This is a genomic window from Halovivax ruber XH-70 (assembly GCF_000328525.1).
Lineage (GTDB): Archaea > Halobacteriota > Halobacteria > Halobacteriales > Natrialbaceae > Halovivax > Halovivax ruber.
In genome coordinates this window covers 1,480,875-1,498,204 of sequence record NC_019964.1, presented here as the reverse complement: position 1 = coordinate 1,498,204, position 17,330 = coordinate 1,480,875, and the positions used below count along the sequence as shown (strand labels likewise).

Below are 17,330 nucleotides of genomic sequence, written 5' to 3'. Positions count from 1 at the left end.
CGGTAGTCGCAAATGCGTTCCACCGTGAGCGCGTCCCTCTTGGGGACGCGCGAGCGGGCCGACGACCCCACCGGAGGTGGGGGAGGAGTGCTTTTGATCGACATTTTGCCGAGGGACATCGCGCTGTGCGGCGAAGCCGCCAGCGCGATTGACCGCAGCGCAAAAGGTCGGTCATTTTAGATATCCACCCACTCCGCCTCGGGGGCGTTCTCTTTGATGAACTGTTTGCGAGGTTCGACGGCGTCGCCCATCAGGACCGAGAACATCCGGTCTGCGGCCGCTGCGTCCTCGATGGACACCTGTTTGAGGATGCGGTTCTCCGGGTTCATCGTCGTGTCCCAGAGCTGTTCGGGGTTCATCTCCCCGAGGCCCTTGAAGCGCTGGACCTGGGAGGGATTGCCGTCGCACTTCTCCGCAACGATCTCGTCACGTTCTGCGTCGGTCATCGCGTCGTAGGTCTCACCGCGGTAGCGAATGCGGTACAGCGGCGGCTGGGTTGCGTAGACGTACCCGTGTTCGATCAGTGGCCGCATGTGGCGGTAGAAAAACGTCAACAGCAGGGTCCGGATGTGGGCCCCGTCGACGTCGGCGTCCGTGGCCATGATGATCTTCTTGTACCGGACTTCGTCGAGATCGAACTCGTCGCCGATCCCGGCGCCGATCGCGGTGATCAGGTTTCGAATCTCGTCGTTTTCGAGGATGCGATCGAGCCGGTGTTTCTCGACGTTTAGAATCTTCCCTTTGATGGGGAGGATCGCCTGGTAATCCGGGTTCCGAGCCTGTTTCGCGCTGCCACCTGCGGAGTCACCCTCCGCGATGAAGAGTTCGGCTTCGTCCGGATCTCGGGTCTGACAGTCTGCGAGTTTGCCAGGGAGTGCGGTCGAGTCCAGTGCAGATTTACGGCGGGTGAGTTCTTCCGCCTGTTTCGCGGCTTTGCGAGCTTTCGCCGCCTCGACGGCTTTCAGAACGATGGCCTGGGCCGTGTCGGGGTTCTCTTCGAAGTACGTCGCGAGGCCGTCGTGCATGGCTCCCTCGACGATCCCGCGGACCTCGCTGTTGCCCAGTTTGGTCTTCGTCTGGCCCTCGAACTGCGGATCGGGATGTTTGACCGAGATGACGGCGGTGAGCCCCTCGCGGATATCCTCTCCCTTCAGGTTCTCGTCGAGATCGGAGAGGAGGTCGTTCTCGTTTGCGTAATCGTTGACGACGCGCGTGAGCGCAGTCTTGAACCCGGTGAGGTGGGTCCCGCCTTCGCGTGTGTTGATGTTGTTGGCGAAGGCGTGGATCGAACCCTGCAGCTCCTCGGTGGCCTGCATGGCGACCTCGACCTGAATACTCTGGTCCTCGTCCGTGAAGTAGACGACGTCACGGTGCAGGGGCGAGCGGGTTTCGTTGATGTACTCGACGAACTCGCGAATGCCGCCGTCGTACTCGAACGTCTCCTGGACGATCACGCCCTCGTCGTCGACCTCGCGCTCGTCTCTGAGCGTGATCGCGACGCCGGAATTGAGAAACGCGAGTTCGCGGAGACGGTTCGAAAGCGTCGCGTACGAGAACTCGAGCGTCTCGAAGATCTGGTCGTCCGGCCAGAACCGGATCGACGTTCCGGTTTCGTTCGAGGCGTCGGGCTCACCGACTTGCTCCATCTCACCGTCGGGTTCGCCGCGATCGAAGCCGTGTTCGTAGATACCACCGTCACGCGTGACGGTGACCTCGAGCCGTTCGGAGAGTGCGTTGACGACGGAGACACCGACGCCGTGGAGGCCGCCGGAGACCTGGTAGGATTTGCTGTCGAACTTCCCGCCGGCGTGAAGCACCGTCAAGATAACCTCCAGGGCGGGACGGTCGTACTCCTCGTGTGTGTCCACGGGGATCCCGCGGCCGTCGTCGACCACGCTAACGGAGCCGTCTTCGTGGATCGTGACGGTGATATCTTCACAGTGGCCTGCGAGTGCTTCGTCGATAGAGTTGTCGACGACCTCGTAGACCAGATGATGGAGTCCGCGTGAGTCAGTAGAGCCGATGTACATCGCCGGCCGTTTTCGTACGGCCTCAAGTCCTTCGAGGACCTGAATTTGGCCAGCGCCGTACTCGCGTTCCTGTGACATGGAAAACCTGTCTTCGGGTAGCGGCTGAGTAGTAATAAAACTCACGTACGCGCGCGAGCGCGAATCAGCCGCCCGACGCATTCCGGAGTGGGCCCGACGCATTCCGGAGTGTCCTGCTCGCACAGAGCAGTTTTAGGAGGACGCGAACGTAGAGACAACTGGAATTGCCTCTCGAACCGCTCCCGAGATGCATCGGACAGCCCCTCAGACCGGTCTGTATCGCTAGCTGATTAAGCAGTCGTCAGACCACACCGACTCATTGGATCCCAGCGAGATTTCACTTTCACCAGGGTAGCGGGAACGTTTTAAGGGTACCACTGCAATCGATTCCGTAATGACGTCGCTTCAGTCGTCACTCGGTGACGAATCAGAAATCGCCCAGGAGCTCGCGGAGAGTCAACGGGCGATTTCGATCGCCGAGTTCTTCGAGAAGAACAAGCACATGCTCGGCTTCGACAGCGGTGCCCGGGGCCTCGTCACGGCTGTGAAAGAAGCCGTCGACAACGCGCTGGACGCCGCCGAAGAGGCCGCTATTCTCCCGGATATCTACGTCGAGATCCAGGAAAACGGGCAGTACTACCGACTGATCGTCGAGGACAACGGTCCCGGGATCACCAAGGACTCCCTTCCGAAAGTATTCGGGAAATTGCTCTACGGCTCTCGCTTTCACGCCAGAGAACAGAGTCGCGGCCAGCAGGGGATTGGTATCTCTGCCGCCGTCCTCTACTCGCAGTTGACCAGCGGAAAGCCAGCCAAGATCACGAGCCGCACGCAGGGTTCGGCAGACGCACAGTACTACGAGCTCATCGTCGACACCGACGAGAACGAACCGGAGATCAGCGTCGACAAGCAGACGACGTGGGATCGGCCTCACGGGACGCGCATCGAAATCGAGATGGAAGCCAACATGCGCGCCCGCCAGCAGCTTCACGACTACATCAAACACACGGCTGTCGTCAATCCCCACGCGCGGATCGAGTTGAAGGAGCCGTCCGAGCACTTCAAATTCGAGCGCGTGACCGACCAGTTACCCGACGAGACCGAGGAGATCCGACCGCATCCACACGGTGTAGAGCTGGGAACTGTCCTGAAGATGCTCGAGGCGACCGACTCACACTCCATCTCCGGTTTCCTCCAGAACGAGTTTACCCGGGTCGGCAAGAAGACGGCAGAATCTGTCATCGAAGCGTTCCGCGACCGACACTTCGGCCGCGGGATGACATGGCCGGCACCCGTTTCCGGTGAGGACGTCGACGTCGTCGCTGCAGTGACAGAAGCAACGGCGAACAAGGGTGCCAGCGCGACCGAAGAATTCGCGACGACCATCGCCGCCGAAATCGACGACGCCGGACGCGTCGCCTACCACGATGTCGAGGAAATCGTCGACGATGCGGCGACAGCGGCCGAGGAGGCACACGGCACGACGTTCGGGACGACCGTCAGGGAGAACGCCGTCGAAGCGGCGTGGCTGGAGCTAGCGCCCGTCACGTCGGACGACGACCTGTCGATCGACGAGACGCGAACGGCCGCCGACCTCTACCGGCGAGTGAACGACGCGACCAGTTCTCGGAAGGACGACGCCGTGCTGGACGCCTTCGCCACACGATTGGCCGGCAAGTTCGCAGACGAGGACGACCACCGCCACCGACTCACGCGGGCGACACTTCGCTCACACGTCGACCGGGCCGCCGAGCTAACCGAAGATCGAGACGACACGAGTTTCGGTGATACAGCACGTGAGAACGTCACCGAGGAACTCTGGGGACTCATGGCGACCGTCCCGACGGATCCGCCGCTCGTGCGCGAACTCGCAGACGACCGTGACGGTGCGAGTGATCTGGTCGAAGCGATGCGCTCGACCGACATCATGGCCCCGCCGACACGATGTCTCGCGCCGATCACGGACGAGTTGATCGAAGCCGGACTCAAGAAGGAGTTCGACGCCGACTTCTACGCGGCGGCGACGCGCGACGCGGAGGTCTCCGGTGGCGATCCGTTCGTCGTCGAAGCCGGCATCGCCTACGGCGGCGAACTCGAGGCCGAGGGGTCGGCTGACGTCCTGCGATTCGCCAATCGCGTCCCGCTCGTCTACCAGCGAGGCGCCTGTGCGACGACCGACGTCGTGAAGTCGATCGGCTGGCGCAACTACGGCCTGGACCAGCCTGGCGGGTCGGGACTGCCGAACGGACCTGCCGTCATCATGGTCCACGTCGCCTCGACCAACGTGCCGTTCACCAGTGAGTCGAAAGACGCCGTCGCGAACGTCCCCGAAATCGAAGACGAGATCGAACTGGCGATCCGCGAGGCGTCACGCGAACTCAAACGGTATCTGAACAAGCGCCGGTCGATGCAACAGCGTCGGGAGAAACGGAACAAACTGGGGACCATCCTGCCGGAGATGGCCAAGAAACTATCCGCCGTCACCGGCCGTGAACCGCTCGTCATCGACGATTCGATCGCCCGGATCATGAACAACGTCCTCGTCGAGCGGACGGTCGAGGACGGGACGGTCACGATCACCGTCGAGAACAACGCTGACACCATCGCCGACGTCGATCTGACGGACATCGTCTCCGTGGAACCACAGGAGACCAACGGGGCGCAGGTGATCGAAATGGACGGCGAGTGGTTCGTCAAGTGGTCCGAGTCCGTGGGATCGGGAGACGAAGCATCTCTCGAGTACAGCGTCGACGGCGATGCCGACTTCGATCTCTCCGTCGAGGGGATCGAAGACGAACTCCTGACGGTAAACGCATAACAATGAGCACGAGCACATCGCTAAACGAGCAGGAAGCACGCGAACAGTTACTCGAACTGGCCGCCGAGTTCTACGACCAGTTTGCCGAGGGAGACGTCCCGCGGATGCAGATTCCGACACGGACGAAGTCGAACATCGAGTACGACGAGGAGAAGGACGTCTGGGTCTACGGGGATCGTAGCAGCACCCGCAGTGCGAAGACCGTCTCCGGCGCGCAGAAACTGCTGAAGGCGACGTACACGATCGACTTTCTCGCCAACCAGCTCGAAGAAGATCGCTCGTCGACCCTGCGTGAGTTGTACTACCTCTCCGAGTCGTGGGATCTAGACGAGGCGCAGTTCAACACGCAGGACGAGTCGAACAATCTGATCGAGGACTTAGAGATCGTCTCCGAAGTGAAACGCGAAGACTTCCACATGCGTCCGGAAGAGTCGGGCGCGAAGGTCATGGGGCCGCTCCTTCTCAGAGAGCAGACCCGCCGCGGTGACCGCGAGATTCACTGTCAGAAAGACGTTGGACAGGGCGGCTATCAGATCCCGAACAACCCGGATACGATCGAGTTCCTCGATAACGATGCCGATTTCGTCCTTGCCGTCGAGACCGGTGGTATGCGCGATCGACTCGTCGAGAACGGATTCGACGACGAGTACAACAGCATCGTCGTCCACCTCGGCGGCCAGCCGGCGAGGGCGACCCGCCGATTGATCAAGCGCATGCGAAACGAGCTCGACCTCCCCGTGGTCGTCTTCGCCGACGGTGACCCGTGGTCCTACCGGATCTACGGCTCCGTCGCCTACGGGTCGATCAAATCGGCTCACCTTTCGGAATACCTCGCGACGCCAGACGCCCAGTACATCGGCATTCGGCCGGAAGACATCGTCGAGTACGACCTGCCAACCGATCCGCTGTCGGATTCGGACGTCAACGCGCTCGAAAGCGAACTCGAGGACCCCCGGTTCCAGACCGAATTCTGGGAGGAACAGATCGAACTACAACTCGAGATCGAGAAGAAGTCAGAGCAGCAGTCACTGGCGGCCCGCGGGCTCGACTTCGTCACCGACACGTACCTTCCAACGCGGCTCGAAGAGATGAACGTTCTCTAAGCTGGCGTCGAGAGGAAGCGCCGAGCGCGTCTGGTTCGGGTCACTTTTGACGGAAGTTGGCATATACCCAGTATGGCATCACGAGCGGCGAAGATGCGAGCGGCCCTCACGGCCATCGGGGTCGTCCTTGGAATCACGGTACTTCTCGTCGTGGTCTTCTTCATCCTCGCGATGGGGGTGAATCTCGTCGGGAGCGTCTTCGTCGGGGGCGGAGATGGCGGAACCACGGAGGCACCCGACATCGAGTTCGAGACGACGCTCGAAAACGAATCGGTCGTCGTACGCCACGCCGGTGGCCCGACGGTCAATGCGAGTACGATTACCTTCGAGCTGAACGGAGACGGGCGCGGAACCTGGAAGGCCCAATCACAGGGTGAAGCCGACCAGGTTTCCGAGGGAGATACCGTGAGACTCGACGGCGTCTCGACGGGCGACGAACTCGCTATCCGGTGGACCGATGGCGACTCGGCGGAACTGCTCAGTTTCGAAACGCTCGAAGCGGATTCAACGTAGCTCGCTGCTTATTCGTCGAGGGCGACCGGCACACCGGCCGTCGCTACGTCGATGACGAACGCGCGTTGGTCAGTTTCGATGTCGTCGAACGTATCGTAGTGGACAGGTACGACGAGGTCCGGCCGTATCTGCGTCGCCAACTCGGCCGCTTCGTCGCGGTTCATCGTGAACCGACCGCCGATCGGGGGGCAGAAAACGTCGACGGCCAGTGTTTCGTGGAGTGAGAGAACGTCCGTATCACCTGGCCAGAAGACAGTGACGCCATCCATCGTGAGCCCGAACCCGCAACCGGACCCCTCCGGGTGGAAGGGAGTGCCGTCCGCGCGGGTGTGCGCCCCGCCGGGTTCGTTGTACGCCGGCGTGGTGAACAGATCGAGCGGGCCGAGCGCGAACGATTCGTCGGCGCGGACGCGTTCGACGTCGAACGGGAGTGACTCAGGTTGGCGAGAGACGCGATCGATTTCGGTCGCATCGATCGAGTCGTGACAGACGACCAGTGCATCCTCGTGGGCCACCCGCTCGATCCCGTCTGGATCGTAGTGGTGGGCGTGACTGACCAGCACGAGATCGCCGTCACGCGGGCGATGGTCTGCGAGGACGTCGTACCGACCGGGGTCGACGTAGACGCTCGTCCCCGTCCGGCCGGCGATGCGAATCGTCGCGTACCCGAGCCAGTCGATGTCGAGTGGGCCGTGCGAGACCGTCATCGTCAGGGCCAGCGAACCGAGTGAGTCAGTCGCCCAACGCCGTCGATCTCGATAGCGACTTCGTCGCCGTCGGCCAGCGGTGTGACGCCTTCAGGAGTCCCGGTTGCGATCACGTCGCCCGGCTCCAGCGTCAGGTAGGACGTGATTTCGGCGATGAGCGTCGGAACGTCGAAGATAAGCTGCGAGAGTGAACCCGATTGGGCCTGTTCGCCGTTAATATACGACCGAACACCGGCGTCGTCGGGCACTTCGTCCGGCGTGGCGAGGACGGGACCGATCGGGGCCGCACCGTCGAACGCTTTCCCGCGAACCCAGTTTTGCTCCTGGCGTTGATCGTCTCGATTGGAGACGTCGTCGACGCACGTATATCCGGCGACGACGTCCATCGCGCGTTCGGCGGGGACGTCCCGACACTGTTCGCCAATCACGACACCAAGCTCTGCTTCGACCTCGAGACGTTCCGTTCCCGCTGGCGCCGTGATCGTATCCCCCTGTGCAGCAAGCGTATTCGGCGGCTTCAGGAAGAGCAGCGGCCGATCCGGGACCTCGTTCCCCAGTTCTTCGGCGTGGGCGGCGTAGTTGCGCCCGATACAGACGATCTTCGAGGGCTCACACGGGGGGAGAAGCTGCACCGCGTCCATATCGTACTCGTTCCTCCCGAACGAGATCGTGTCGCCGTCGACGGTGCCACGACGAACAGCCCCGGCCGGGTCGCGGAATCGTGCGTATTTCATACGAACACTCACTCAACCGACGGCTAAAAACGTTGTAACTCACCGTCGTGCCAACTCTCCCCACAGCCCCGCTGGAACGGAACGCTTTTTATTAGCCCCGGGCAAGCCATGACTGTCGCGTCACACCCGACGCGCGCTCCGTTGGTGTAGTCCGGCCAATCATTTCGGCCTTTCGAGCCGATGACCTGGGTTCAAATCCCAGACGGAGCATTTTGCTGCGAACTATTCGTGAGCAGTAAATGCGATCCTGGATTTGAATTAGACCAGTCGCGCGCAGCGAAGCGAGCACGTCTGGGCGTCGTTCAAATCCCAGACGGAGCATTTTGCTGCATACCAGGCCACGAGCTATAGCCTTCCCAGCCCTCACAGCACACCGATTGCAGCGAGGATGGCGACGAGGAGGGCGAAAAAGAGGTGCTCGCCGTCGACGACCAGCCCGTAGAAGAGCGGGCTCGCGTCCGGGTCGGCGGACAGGCAGTACGAAAACACGTACGCGCTAAACGCGAGGAGGACGAGGTACCGTGGGGGGACGAGCGATGCCCAGATGGCGGCGACGACGCCGAAGGTGACGACGACCGTCGCCCCTGCAGAGTACAGGCGCGTGCGACGCGTGCCGATGACGCGGGGGACGGTTACGATCCCTTCGTGACGATCGCCGACGATGTCCTTGAGGTCGAAGATAACCGCGGCGATCGTCAGCATTGCCACCACGTACGCGGTCAGAAGGAGGATTTCGGTGTCCATCGGGACGCCGTAGTAGACGCCGACGCCGAGGGGAATCCCACCCCAGGCGATGCCGACGAGCAGGTTCTTCACGAGGAAGATTCGCTTCAGGCCCAGCACGGAGTAGAGCGTGATGACGGCGATCGGTGCGAGTAACAGTTCGGCGCGGGGGAGGTCGAACGCGAGTGCGAACCCGACAGCGCCAAGATAGGCGAGTGTGCCGATGATCAGGAGAAAGCGCCCGTACCGTTTCGTAAACGCCGCTCGACCCGGGACGTTGTACTCGTCCTCGTCGATGTCGGTGAATCGGTTGAGGCTGTAGACGAACAGTGTCACGGCAAAGACGATGAACGGTGGAAGCGGGTCGAGTGGGAGTCCCGCGAGGACGGCGGTAGTCACGACCCAGCTCGTCGCCGCGAGAGCGATGAAGACGTTACTGTGGACGAGGGTGAGCATACCATCGACCACGTCGGATCGTCCGTGTGACGCGTCCATCACGGAATCGCTCATCTGCCAGTGACTCGTACACGGTCGATCCGTTTGAACGCTCGGAACTGAGCGGTCGGGCGAGCGCCACTGGCAGGGGCCTCCATCCGCAGATACGGCCACCGATTACCGGTCTGGACGAGTCGTGAGCTTTCGACAGGTCTAACTCGGGGATGGCCGAAGTTTCTGACGAGTTTACAATGAAGCTGCACGAGTATCAGGCGAAGCAGGTGTTCGCCGATGCGGGGATTCCGACGCCGGATTCGGCGCTGGCATCGGACGTCGACGGCGTCCTCGAGGCCGCCGCCGACATCGGCTACCCGGTGGCGATCAAGGCGCAGGTACAGGTAGGCGGCCGCGGCAAGGCCGGCGGGATCGAACTCGTCGAATCCGACGAGGAGGCCCGCGAGGCAGCCGAACGCATCATCGGGATGGACCTCAAGGGAATCCGCGTCGAGCGCGTGCTCGTCGAGGAAGCTGTCGACTTCACGAACGAACTGTACGTCGGTGTGACCATGGACCGCGGCGAGGGCAAGCCCGTCGCGATGGTCTCGACGAAAGGCGGCGTCAACATCGAGGAGGTCGCCGAGGAGGACCCCGACGCGATCGCTCGCGAACACATCGATCCGTCCTTCGGCATGCAGCCGTACCAGGCTCGGAAAGTCGTCTTCGACGCCGGTGTCGACCGCGCCGTCGCGACCGACGTCGCGGGCGTCCTGTCGACGCTGTACGATCTCTGGACGAGCAAGGACGGCTCCGACGCCGAGATCAATCCGCTGATGGTCACGGCCGACGACGAGGTCGTCGCGGCCGACGCCGTCATGAACATCGACGAGGACGCCCTGTTCCGCCAACCCGAGATCGCCGAGATGGGTGAGGAGGCCGCAGGCGGCGACGAACTGGAGCAGAAAGCCGACGAGTACGGCTTCGACTACGTCCGTCTCGACGGCTCTGTCGGCATCATCGGAAACGGCGCAGGACTCGTGATGACCACGCTCGACCTGGTGGATTACTACGGCGGGTCACCCGCGAACTTCCTCGACGTCGGTGGCGGCGCGAAGGCCGAACGGATCACCAACGCGCTCGATATGGTCTTCTCCGACGACAACGTCGACAGCGTCGTCTTCAACATCTTCGGCGGCATCACCCGTGGTGACGAGGTCGCCAAGGGGATCAACGAAGCACTCGAGGCGTTCGACGAGATTCCCAAACCGGTCGTCGTCCGACTCGCGGGAACGAACTGGGAGGAAGGCATGGAGATTCTGAACGAGGACCTCGTGACCGTCGAACAGACGCTCGAGGACGCGGTTCAACGCTCGGTCGAATACGCCGAGGAGGGAGAAGCATGAGTGTACTCGTCGACGAAGACACGCGCGTCGTCGTACAGGGCATTACCGGCGGGGAAGGCAAGTTCCACGCCGGTCAGATGATGGGATACGGGACGAACGTCGTCGCCGGCGCCGTCCCCGGCAAGGGCGGCCAGGAGGTCGACGGCGTCCCCGTCTACGATACGGTCGACCAGGCCGTGCGCGAAGAGGACGCAGATGCTTCGGTCATCTTCGTCCCGCCGGCGTTCGCCGGTGACGCGATCTTCGAGGCGCTGGACACGGACCTCGACCTCGCCGTCGCGATCACGGAGGGAATCCCGACGCAGGACATGGCTCGCGTGAACAAGCGACTCACCGAAACCGACACGCGACTGCTCGGTCCCAACTGTCCGGGCATCATCACGCCCGGCGAGTCGAAACTCGGTATCCTCCCCGGCAACATCTTCGCGCCGGGTGACGTCGGGCTCGTCTCGCGCTCGGGCACGCTCACCTACCAAGTCGTCGACAGCCTCACGAACCGTGGTATCGGCCAGACGACGGCCATCGGGATCGGTGGCGACCCGATCATCGGGACGGACTTCGTCGACGCCCTCGCGGCGTTCGAAGACGATCCGGACACCGAAGCGATCGTCATGTGCGGCGAGATCGGCGGCGAGGACGAAGAGGAAGCCGCCCAGTACATCGCCGATCACGTCGACACACCCGTCGTCGGCTTCATCGCCGGCCGCACGGCCCCGCCGGGCAAGCGAATGGGCCACGCCGGCGCGATCGTCTCCGGGTCGGGCACCGGCACCGCAGAGAGCAAGATCGACGCCCTCAACGACGCCGGCGTCCCGGTCGGCGACACGCCCGAAGAGGTTGCCGATTCGGTCGAGTCGATCCTCTAGAGCGGGCCCGCCTCGAGTGGACGGACTAGCGGCTCTCACACACAAATCGTTACACTGTTCTCCTCGATTTACTCGATCGGCGCTGGGCCAGACAACCGTCTTTTCACACCGCGTTACAGACCCGGGACGAGCGATCGCAGGCTGGCGAGGATCGACTGTATTCGTGACGAGGACTCGTTCGACGACCCCTCGGTGCCTGTCGGGTTCGACGACGAATCGTCGGATTCGACCTGAGATGCTTCGGAATCGAGCCGAGACGCTTCGGCCGACGGTTCGTCCGGAGTTGGTTCGTTCGAGCTGGAGTCGTCCAGTTTTTCCGTCGGCGAATCGGTTCGAGGCGGTACTCGTCCACCACCGCCATCACCTACTTCCGCAGCACCGGCGAAGATCGATCCCAGGTCGATCTCTTCGTAGCCGGTATCACTGTCGTCGAATGCACTCCCGGGTTGGTCCGGTACCGAGTCTGGTTCGTCGGAGCCAGTAGCTGTCCGTGCAACGTCGTCGGCGTCCGATCCAGCCGATCGGTCGGTCCCCTCGTCAGGTGACTGACCCCACGACGGCTCGGTCGTGGACGTCGAATCCGGCGTTTCGATCCAGAGAAACTCGTCGCCTTCCCGTCGGTCGGGTAACAGGAGATCGTCGAAGGCTGCCTCGTCGAACAGATCCGCCGGTGCCTGAATTGCCGGATCGGGCGTTACCGACCCGTCGATCAGGTCAGTTGGCGAGGTGTCTCCGAGAATCGCGTCGGTATCGACCGGCTCGTCGTCAGCGGCGAGATCCGCGAAGACCGACGACGCCGTGCGATCGGAGACGCCACCGTCCGTCCGACAGTGGTCAGTCGGATCGGTCTCGTGGGCCGAATTCGAACCCGAGTCCACCGTCGAATCGGTGGACCGGTCCTGGTCGGACGGCGACGTGTGAGGCCCCATCAGTCGTTCGGCTGAGTATCTCCGCACACGTAATTAAGTGTTCTGTTCGGGGTGGGTCGCAGTTGAGACAGGGTCGGAAGGGTGAAACACGCGCTGTTCACGATGGCGTCTATGGCGGGCACGGCGGAGACGGCCGTACCGACCCGTGATTACGTCGACCCGACAGGAACGATATCGGGGAGTTTCGTCGCGGTGTAGCCGAAGACGTCCTCGTATCCGTTCGCGGAGAGCAAGACCGGGTAGAACGCATCCGACGCGACGTGGGGTTCACCATCCGCAGCGGCGAACTGGTCGCCGGGTTCGACGCGCTCGAAATTGTCGACGAAGACTTCGTATCGGTCGGCCGAATCTTTCGAAATCGTGTCGGTGAGGCGGAAGTGCGGCAGTTGGTGGGTGAGTGTGTCGCCCGGCAGGGCTCCAGCCGCGGTCAAAAACTCCCGGACGAGGCGGACGGCGTTCTCTGCGGCCCGCTGTGTCCCCTGGAGGCCACACTCCACTTCGATTGTCTCTGCCCCAGTCCGCAGTCGTCCATCGGCGAACGCACCGGTTTCGACGAGTGCGCCGATCGACAGCTGGGAAACGACACGGCGACTCGTCTCGGTCACGTGATCGACGACTGCGAACGGATCAGCGTGGCTCCGCGTCGAGTGTAGCGACATGACGAGCGTGCCCGCGAGTTCGTCCATTAGTCTGGCCGCAAGACGACCTTCGTGGGACGCCGCCGTTTCGTCTCCGGGAAACGCCCGGTTCAGATCCTCGTCGACGTACCGACGTCCCGATTCGATCGCCCGTTCGTTAGCCACGACGAGTTTGACCGGTTCCGAGACGGACGGCCGCTCCGAGATAAGCCGCTCGATGGCGTGAACACCGCAGGGTTCGTCGCCGTGAATGCCGCCCACGATCGCGATAGACGGCGTCCCGGTTCCGAGCTGCTCGACACGCATGTATCTCTGATTGGGGCCCAGCGAAACTTATGCGATTCGGACCGAGGCAGGAGACACTCCGCGTCGAGTGCAGGGTTACCGTCACTCGGACGGGAAAGGATTGCCATCGAGCTGGAGGTTCCAGTCGTCGACGACCGAGGGATCGTTTAGCGCACGCGTCGCGACCGTCCTGACCGAGTGGACGTCCACCCCGTAGTAATCTGACGGCACGTCCTGGAGGTACTGACACGCAGTTTCGAAGAGGTTGCGTAATCCGTCGTCGTTCTCGAAATCGACTCGCTTGTAGACGCCGGCGGCGATCTGGACCATCCCGTGGAGAAACGCGCTTTCCGTGGACCCGCTGGCGTAGTTGTACCACTCATCCTCGAACTCGTCGTGGGCAGTGTGGTAGTCGCCAGCGTTGAACGCCTGTAAACCATCGACGCAGGCACGCCTGAGAGTGGGATGTTCCCAACGTTCGAGCTGGGCATCCCACCCCGTCGGATTGCCATCTGGTGGCCCGACGCTCGGATCCTGCGTGTGTTCGTCCATATGGTTTCGTTTACTCCCCCGCGGGAAAGGCTTCACCGCCACCACCGCACCCACCATCATCACCAACAGTCGGCGTCCTGACGGCCCACACCCTGCGAGTACGTGCCCCCTGATTTACCCGTACGGCATCCGTAACAACCACGATGGAGTATCCACGCGGCCGGTGTGACCGCTGTGGGGAGCGCATGTACACGCAACAGACGGGCGGGTATCGCTGTTACAACTGCGGGAACGAGGAGCGACGACGGACGAGTGATCGGTACCGTGTTCGGTGACGACGAAAGCGGCGCCACCCTCAGCGGACGAACGCGGCGTCGCGAATCGTGGCAGCAGAACCGTAGCGTATTCAAACGACCCCGTCGAAGCGACAGGTGCGTGCGAGGGTAGCCAAGCGGCCAACGGCGGCGGACTCAAGATCCGCTCGTGTAGACGTTCGTGGGTTCGATCCCCTCCCCTCGCATCGCAGCGCGCCGCACTGCTGCGGCGAGACGCGATGCGGAAGATCGACACGGAGCGATCTTCCCTCGCAACACTTCTCTGGATCCACTCGGTTCGAGAGTCCCACTTACCGAATCTCACCCCACGTCCCGACGAGTTCGCCGTCGACGTAGCGTCGCTGCTGGAACCCGAGGGCGTTACACAGCAGCGTGTGACCCATGAACGAGAGGGTATAGTCGGCCAGTCCGAAGGGGTGAAGCTCGTGCTGGTTGGCCGGTGGGAGCACCGAACCGAGGACGGTTATTCGACCGTCTCCGACGGACAGCGTCCCAGCACCGACGTCTCCCGAACTACCGAGCGAGCCGGCGATGGACCCACCCGCGTTGGCGAAGGCATCCGCATCGACAGTCCAGACGGGCGAGTCCTCCCCGGTCGTATATCCCAGCTGTGAGATCTTCCAGATCTCCTGCTGGATGGGTCGGACATCCATCAAGAGTGGATGGTCAAAGTCACGGTCAGCGAGATTGGGGAAGCGGACCGTCTCGTTGGAGAGATGGTCCGGGCCGATAGCGCCCGCGTCACCCAGGTCGATCTCACCGAGGAGGGCGACACCCGCGTCGGTGAGAACGAGGGAACCGCCGTTTGCCACGAACAACTCGAGGACGGCCAGATACCACGGATTGTCGATGCCGTCGTCCGTCGAGATGACGACGGTGTCGTACCAGAATTTCCCCGAGTTGCCCCGCATCAGCCGGCCATTTCTGACGTCGTGGACGCGAAGTTCGTCGATGGAGCCGTCCTCGAGGTAGGGTTCGAGATCCGTGAAGTACTGCATCGGATTGACGACGTACTCGCGCTGGCTGTATCCTAGCACCGCCTCTGGATCTGGATACTCGGTATCGCTGTCAAGCTGGACGAACTCCACTGCGAGGGCATCGTCGCCGTCGTGTTCGATCGACCACTCGCCGGTGCCGGGCTGTGGAACGTAGAACGCCCCGTCGTCTCGACCCTCGATATCCGCGACGTCTGCCTTCCGAACCGTCTTCCCCTCGGGATCGACCAGTCGAACGGTTCCCGTGTCGAGATCCGGGGCATCGAACTGGACGGCGAGCGAACGCGTCGACCCGCTGGCGGTAACGGTCGACCGACCCGCCGGCCCGGGCTGGACAGAATCGTGGCGCCGATGGACGCTGGTGCTGGGCCGTCCGTCTGATCCCTTCCCCTTGCCGGGATGGCCGTCCGTGAACGGGAGGTCCGCCGATCGACGGGTGAGTGAATCGGAACTGACGTATGCAACGTCCTTCCCGCCGGTGGCTACCGTCGCGTCAGTGGACACGGCTGTCAGCTCAGCGTACTCGCGCATCGAGAGCCGGTAGGCCGTCGCGAGGTGGCGTTCGATGAAGGGTTTGAAGTCGTAGGCGTCCCGCAAAATTAGTTCGGGAGCCACGGTGACGGCGCCGAGCCCCCCGAACTCCTCGGGTTGGCCAGCCCAGCCGAGCAGTGCGCCGGTAACCTGGTAGGAAAGCGTGTCGTAGATGGTCCCATAATCCAGCAATCGATCGGGGACGTATCCTGGGTATCCCCAGATCGCGTCGGCGGCCCGACTCGTCTCGTCGGCGATTGCGTCCGGGCTTCCCCAGTGATCGGTCATCGCCCCGTCGATCCGGCGGTTGACCTCGTCCAGGTCGTGCGTGCCGGCGTGATCGTACGGCGCGTTGGACTCCAGGTTCAGCACCATCGATGCCGAGAGATCCATCATGTGGTAATCGCACAGGTACTCGACGTTGTCGTACCCCCGCAGCTGCTCGACGACCGAAAGCGCGTCCGGGACCACGTCTTCGTACCCGCGACCCGCTGGGTCGTCGGGTCGGACGTCGGGCGCGTCCTCCGGTTCGGCGGGCCAGTAGCTCGGATTGATCCATCCCATCGTCGGGTACTGGCGGTTCGTGTCGCCGATGGCCGCGTTGCCGCGGTGATACCGGACCCGCTCGGTCCCGCTCCACGACTCGAATTCGTACTGTGGCTTGCGAGCGACCCAGCCATCCGGATTGGTGAAGATGAAGACGATCGCGATATCCTCGATCAGTTTTTCGAAGTCGTCCGCTTCGCCCTTCGTGATCTCCTCGATGAGCCGCGTCCCTGCAACCCGGCCGGCCGGTTCGTCGCCGTGGATGGCGAGGGAGAAGACGGCCTTCTCCTTGGCCTGGAACGACGCGTCGTCCCGGACGTTCTTCGTCACTTCGGCGACGTAGACGTCCGTCGGGTCACGCTCGTCACCGGTGAACAGGTTCTCCCACCCCGGACTCTTCCCGATCGCGTGAACGCGGAGCCGATCTGGATGATTCGACTCCAGATATTCGAGACCCTGTGCGAGTTCTCCGTGAGAGACGTAATCACGCGCGTTTTCGACCTGCGGAAAGACCCGGTCGTCGTACGCGTCGCCGAGCTTCCAGAACGGATTCGCACCTGGAGAGAAGTCGACAGACGTGATTCCGTCGATCTCCGCGAGGGCCGTCGAAAGCTCGTCGGCAGTGAGGGACGCGTGGGCGGCCGGGGTTGGCTCCGTTCGCGTCGCCACCTTCGGCGGAAGGTCGTCCTCGCCGATGTCCCAGTCGGGTTCGCCGTACAGGTCGTAAAACGCGTCGAGCGCATCGACGTTCTCGAATTCGATGACGAGCGTCGTTAGGTGATCATCGGGGGTTGCATTGACGGCGAAGGAAGCCAGCTCCGTGAGCGCGTCGTCCTCGACCGTCGCCGAGACGGCACCTGGCAGGGCCAGTGCGGCCCCTGTCGCTGCGGCGACGTGCATGAACGTGCGTCGATCGATCGGCGACCCGTCGAACGTCCCTTCGTCGAGGGCGGCCGCTTCTTTGTGCGTATATCGATCCGATTCGGACACCGAATTCGACTCGCCAGCCGCGTGATTAGTGTTGCCCATGGTTTTCGGTGTGGTTCCCACCACACACCCATCAGTGTGAGACAATCGTAAACACATACCCCACCCTCTCACGAAAATAAAATACTCACAAGATATTACTAATAGCGAATGGGGCATTGTGCGATCGATCGGGTTCGTCCACATCGAGATCGTCGAACGTGACCGGGACAACAGGTGGGTGAGCCACGTATCCGACTCTCGGA

General features: G+C 62.6%; 14 protein-coding genes and 2 tRNA genes. 8 read left to right on the top strand and 8 right to left on the bottom strand.

Annotated features, from left to right (window positions below):
* Positions 1-176: 176 nt before the first annotated feature.
* On the bottom strand, positions 177-2,108 hold the full coding sequence (gyrB, locus tag HALRU_RS07010; protein ID WP_015300700.1) for a DNA topoisomerase (ATP-hydrolyzing) subunit B: 1,932 nt from the start codon (positions 2,106-2,108) through the stop codon (positions 177-179).
* A gap of 334 nt (positions 2,109-2,442) precedes the next feature.
* On the opposite strand from gyrB, the gene HALRU_RS07005 reads away from it, so the two are divergent.
* The 3 genes from HALRU_RS07005 (at position 2,443) to HALRU_RS06995 (ending at position 6,482) form a co-directional block, all read left to right on the top strand.
* Positions 2,443-4,866, top strand: coding sequence for a DNA topoisomerase VI subunit B (locus HALRU_RS07005; RefSeq protein ID WP_015300699.1), 2,424 nt, complete (start codon positions 2,443-2,445; stop codon positions 4,864-4,866).
* A 2-nt stretch (positions 4,867-4,868) separates the two neighbouring features.
* Positions 4,869-5,969 (top strand): DNA topoisomerase IV subunit A, encoded by a 1,101-nt coding sequence (locus HALRU_RS07000; protein WP_015300698.1) that lies wholly within the window; start codon positions 4,869-4,871, stop codon positions 5,967-5,969.
* A 72-nt stretch (positions 5,970-6,041) separates the two neighbouring features.
* On the top strand, positions 6,042-6,482 hold the full coding sequence (locus HALRU_RS06995; RefSeq protein ID WP_015300697.1) for a hypothetical protein: 441 nt from the start codon (positions 6,042-6,044) through the stop codon (positions 6,480-6,482).
* A gap of 8 nt (positions 6,483-6,490) precedes the next feature.
* Here the strand turns inward: HALRU_RS06995 and HALRU_RS06990 are convergent, their stop codons facing one another.
* Both HALRU_RS06990 and HALRU_RS06985 read right to left on the bottom strand, forming a co-directional pair.
* Positions 6,491-7,189, bottom strand: coding sequence for an MBL fold metallo-hydrolase (locus HALRU_RS06990; protein WP_015300696.1), 699 nt, complete (start codon positions 7,187-7,189; stop codon positions 6,491-6,493).
* 2 nt (positions 7,190-7,191) lie between these two features.
* A complete protein-coding gene (locus tag HALRU_RS06985; protein WP_015300695.1) occupies positions 7,192-7,923 on the bottom strand; it encodes a fumarylacetoacetate hydrolase family protein in 732 nt (243 codons plus the stop codon).
* Positions 7,924-8,058: 135 nt separating this feature from the next.
* Between HALRU_RS06985 and HALRU_RS06980 the strand changes: the two genes are divergently transcribed.
* A tRNA-Glu gene (locus HALRU_RS06980) sits at positions 8,059-8,133 on the top strand.
* Between the two features lie 153 nt (positions 8,134-8,286).
* Here HALRU_RS06980 and HALRU_RS06975 read toward each other — a convergent pair.
* Positions 8,287-9,156 (bottom strand): UbiA family prenyltransferase, encoded by an 870-nt coding sequence (locus HALRU_RS06975; RefSeq protein ID WP_015300694.1) that lies wholly within the window; start codon positions 9,154-9,156, stop codon positions 8,287-8,289.
* A gap of 176 nt (positions 9,157-9,332) precedes the next feature.
* On the opposite strand from HALRU_RS06975, the gene sucC reads away from it, so the two are divergent.
* Both sucC and sucD read left to right on the top strand, forming a co-directional pair.
* A complete protein-coding gene (gene sucC / locus HALRU_RS06970; protein WP_148680462.1) occupies positions 9,333-10,481 on the top strand; it encodes an ADP-forming succinate--CoA ligase subunit beta in 1,149 nt (382 codons plus the stop codon).
* The gene (gene sucD, locus HALRU_RS06965) at positions 10,478-11,347 is read left to right on the top strand and encodes a succinate--CoA ligase subunit alpha (RefSeq protein WP_015300692.1); all 870 of its coding nucleotides are present in this window, start codon (positions 10,478-10,480) and stop codon (positions 11,345-11,347) included. Before sucC ends, sucD begins: the two co-directional genes overlap by 4 nt.
* A 113-nt stretch (positions 11,348-11,460) precedes the next feature.
* Here sucD and HALRU_RS06960 read toward each other — a convergent pair whose 3' ends face one another.
* The 3 genes from HALRU_RS06960 to HALRU_RS06950 form a co-directional block, all read right to left on the bottom strand.
* Complete coding sequence (locus HALRU_RS06960; RefSeq protein ID WP_015300691.1) at positions 11,461-12,276, bottom strand: hypothetical protein; 816 nt, start codon at positions 12,274-12,276, stop codon at positions 11,461-11,463.
* 149 nt (positions 12,277-12,425) lie between these two features.
* On the bottom strand, positions 12,426-13,220 hold the full coding sequence (locus HALRU_RS06955; protein WP_015300690.1) for a succinylglutamate desuccinylase/aspartoacylase domain-containing protein: 795 nt from the start codon (positions 13,218-13,220) through the stop codon (positions 12,426-12,428).
* Positions 13,221-13,301: 81 nt separating this feature from the next.
* Positions 13,302-13,751 (bottom strand): DUF309 domain-containing protein, encoded by a 450-nt coding sequence (locus tag HALRU_RS06950; RefSeq protein WP_148680461.1) that lies wholly within the window; start codon positions 13,749-13,751, stop codon positions 13,302-13,304.
* A 143-nt stretch (positions 13,752-13,894) separates the two neighbouring features.
* Between HALRU_RS06950 and HALRU_RS16110 the strand changes: the two genes are divergently transcribed.
* Entirely contained in the window at positions 13,895-14,026 is a 132-nt protein-coding gene (locus HALRU_RS16110) for a hypothetical protein (RefSeq protein ID WP_281098712.1), read from the top strand.
* A gap of 102 nt (positions 14,027-14,128) precedes the next feature.
* Positions 14,129-14,211, top strand: a tRNA-Leu gene (locus HALRU_RS06945).
* Positions 14,212-14,316: 105 nt separating this feature from the next.
* Here the strand turns inward: HALRU_RS06945 and HALRU_RS06940 are convergent.
* The gene (locus HALRU_RS06940; protein ID WP_015300688.1) at positions 14,317-17,127 is read right to left on the bottom strand and encodes a M14 family zinc carboxypeptidase; all 2,811 of its coding nucleotides are present in this window, start codon (positions 17,125-17,127) and stop codon (positions 14,317-14,319) included.
* Between the last annotated feature and the right edge of the window lie 203 nt (positions 17,128-17,330).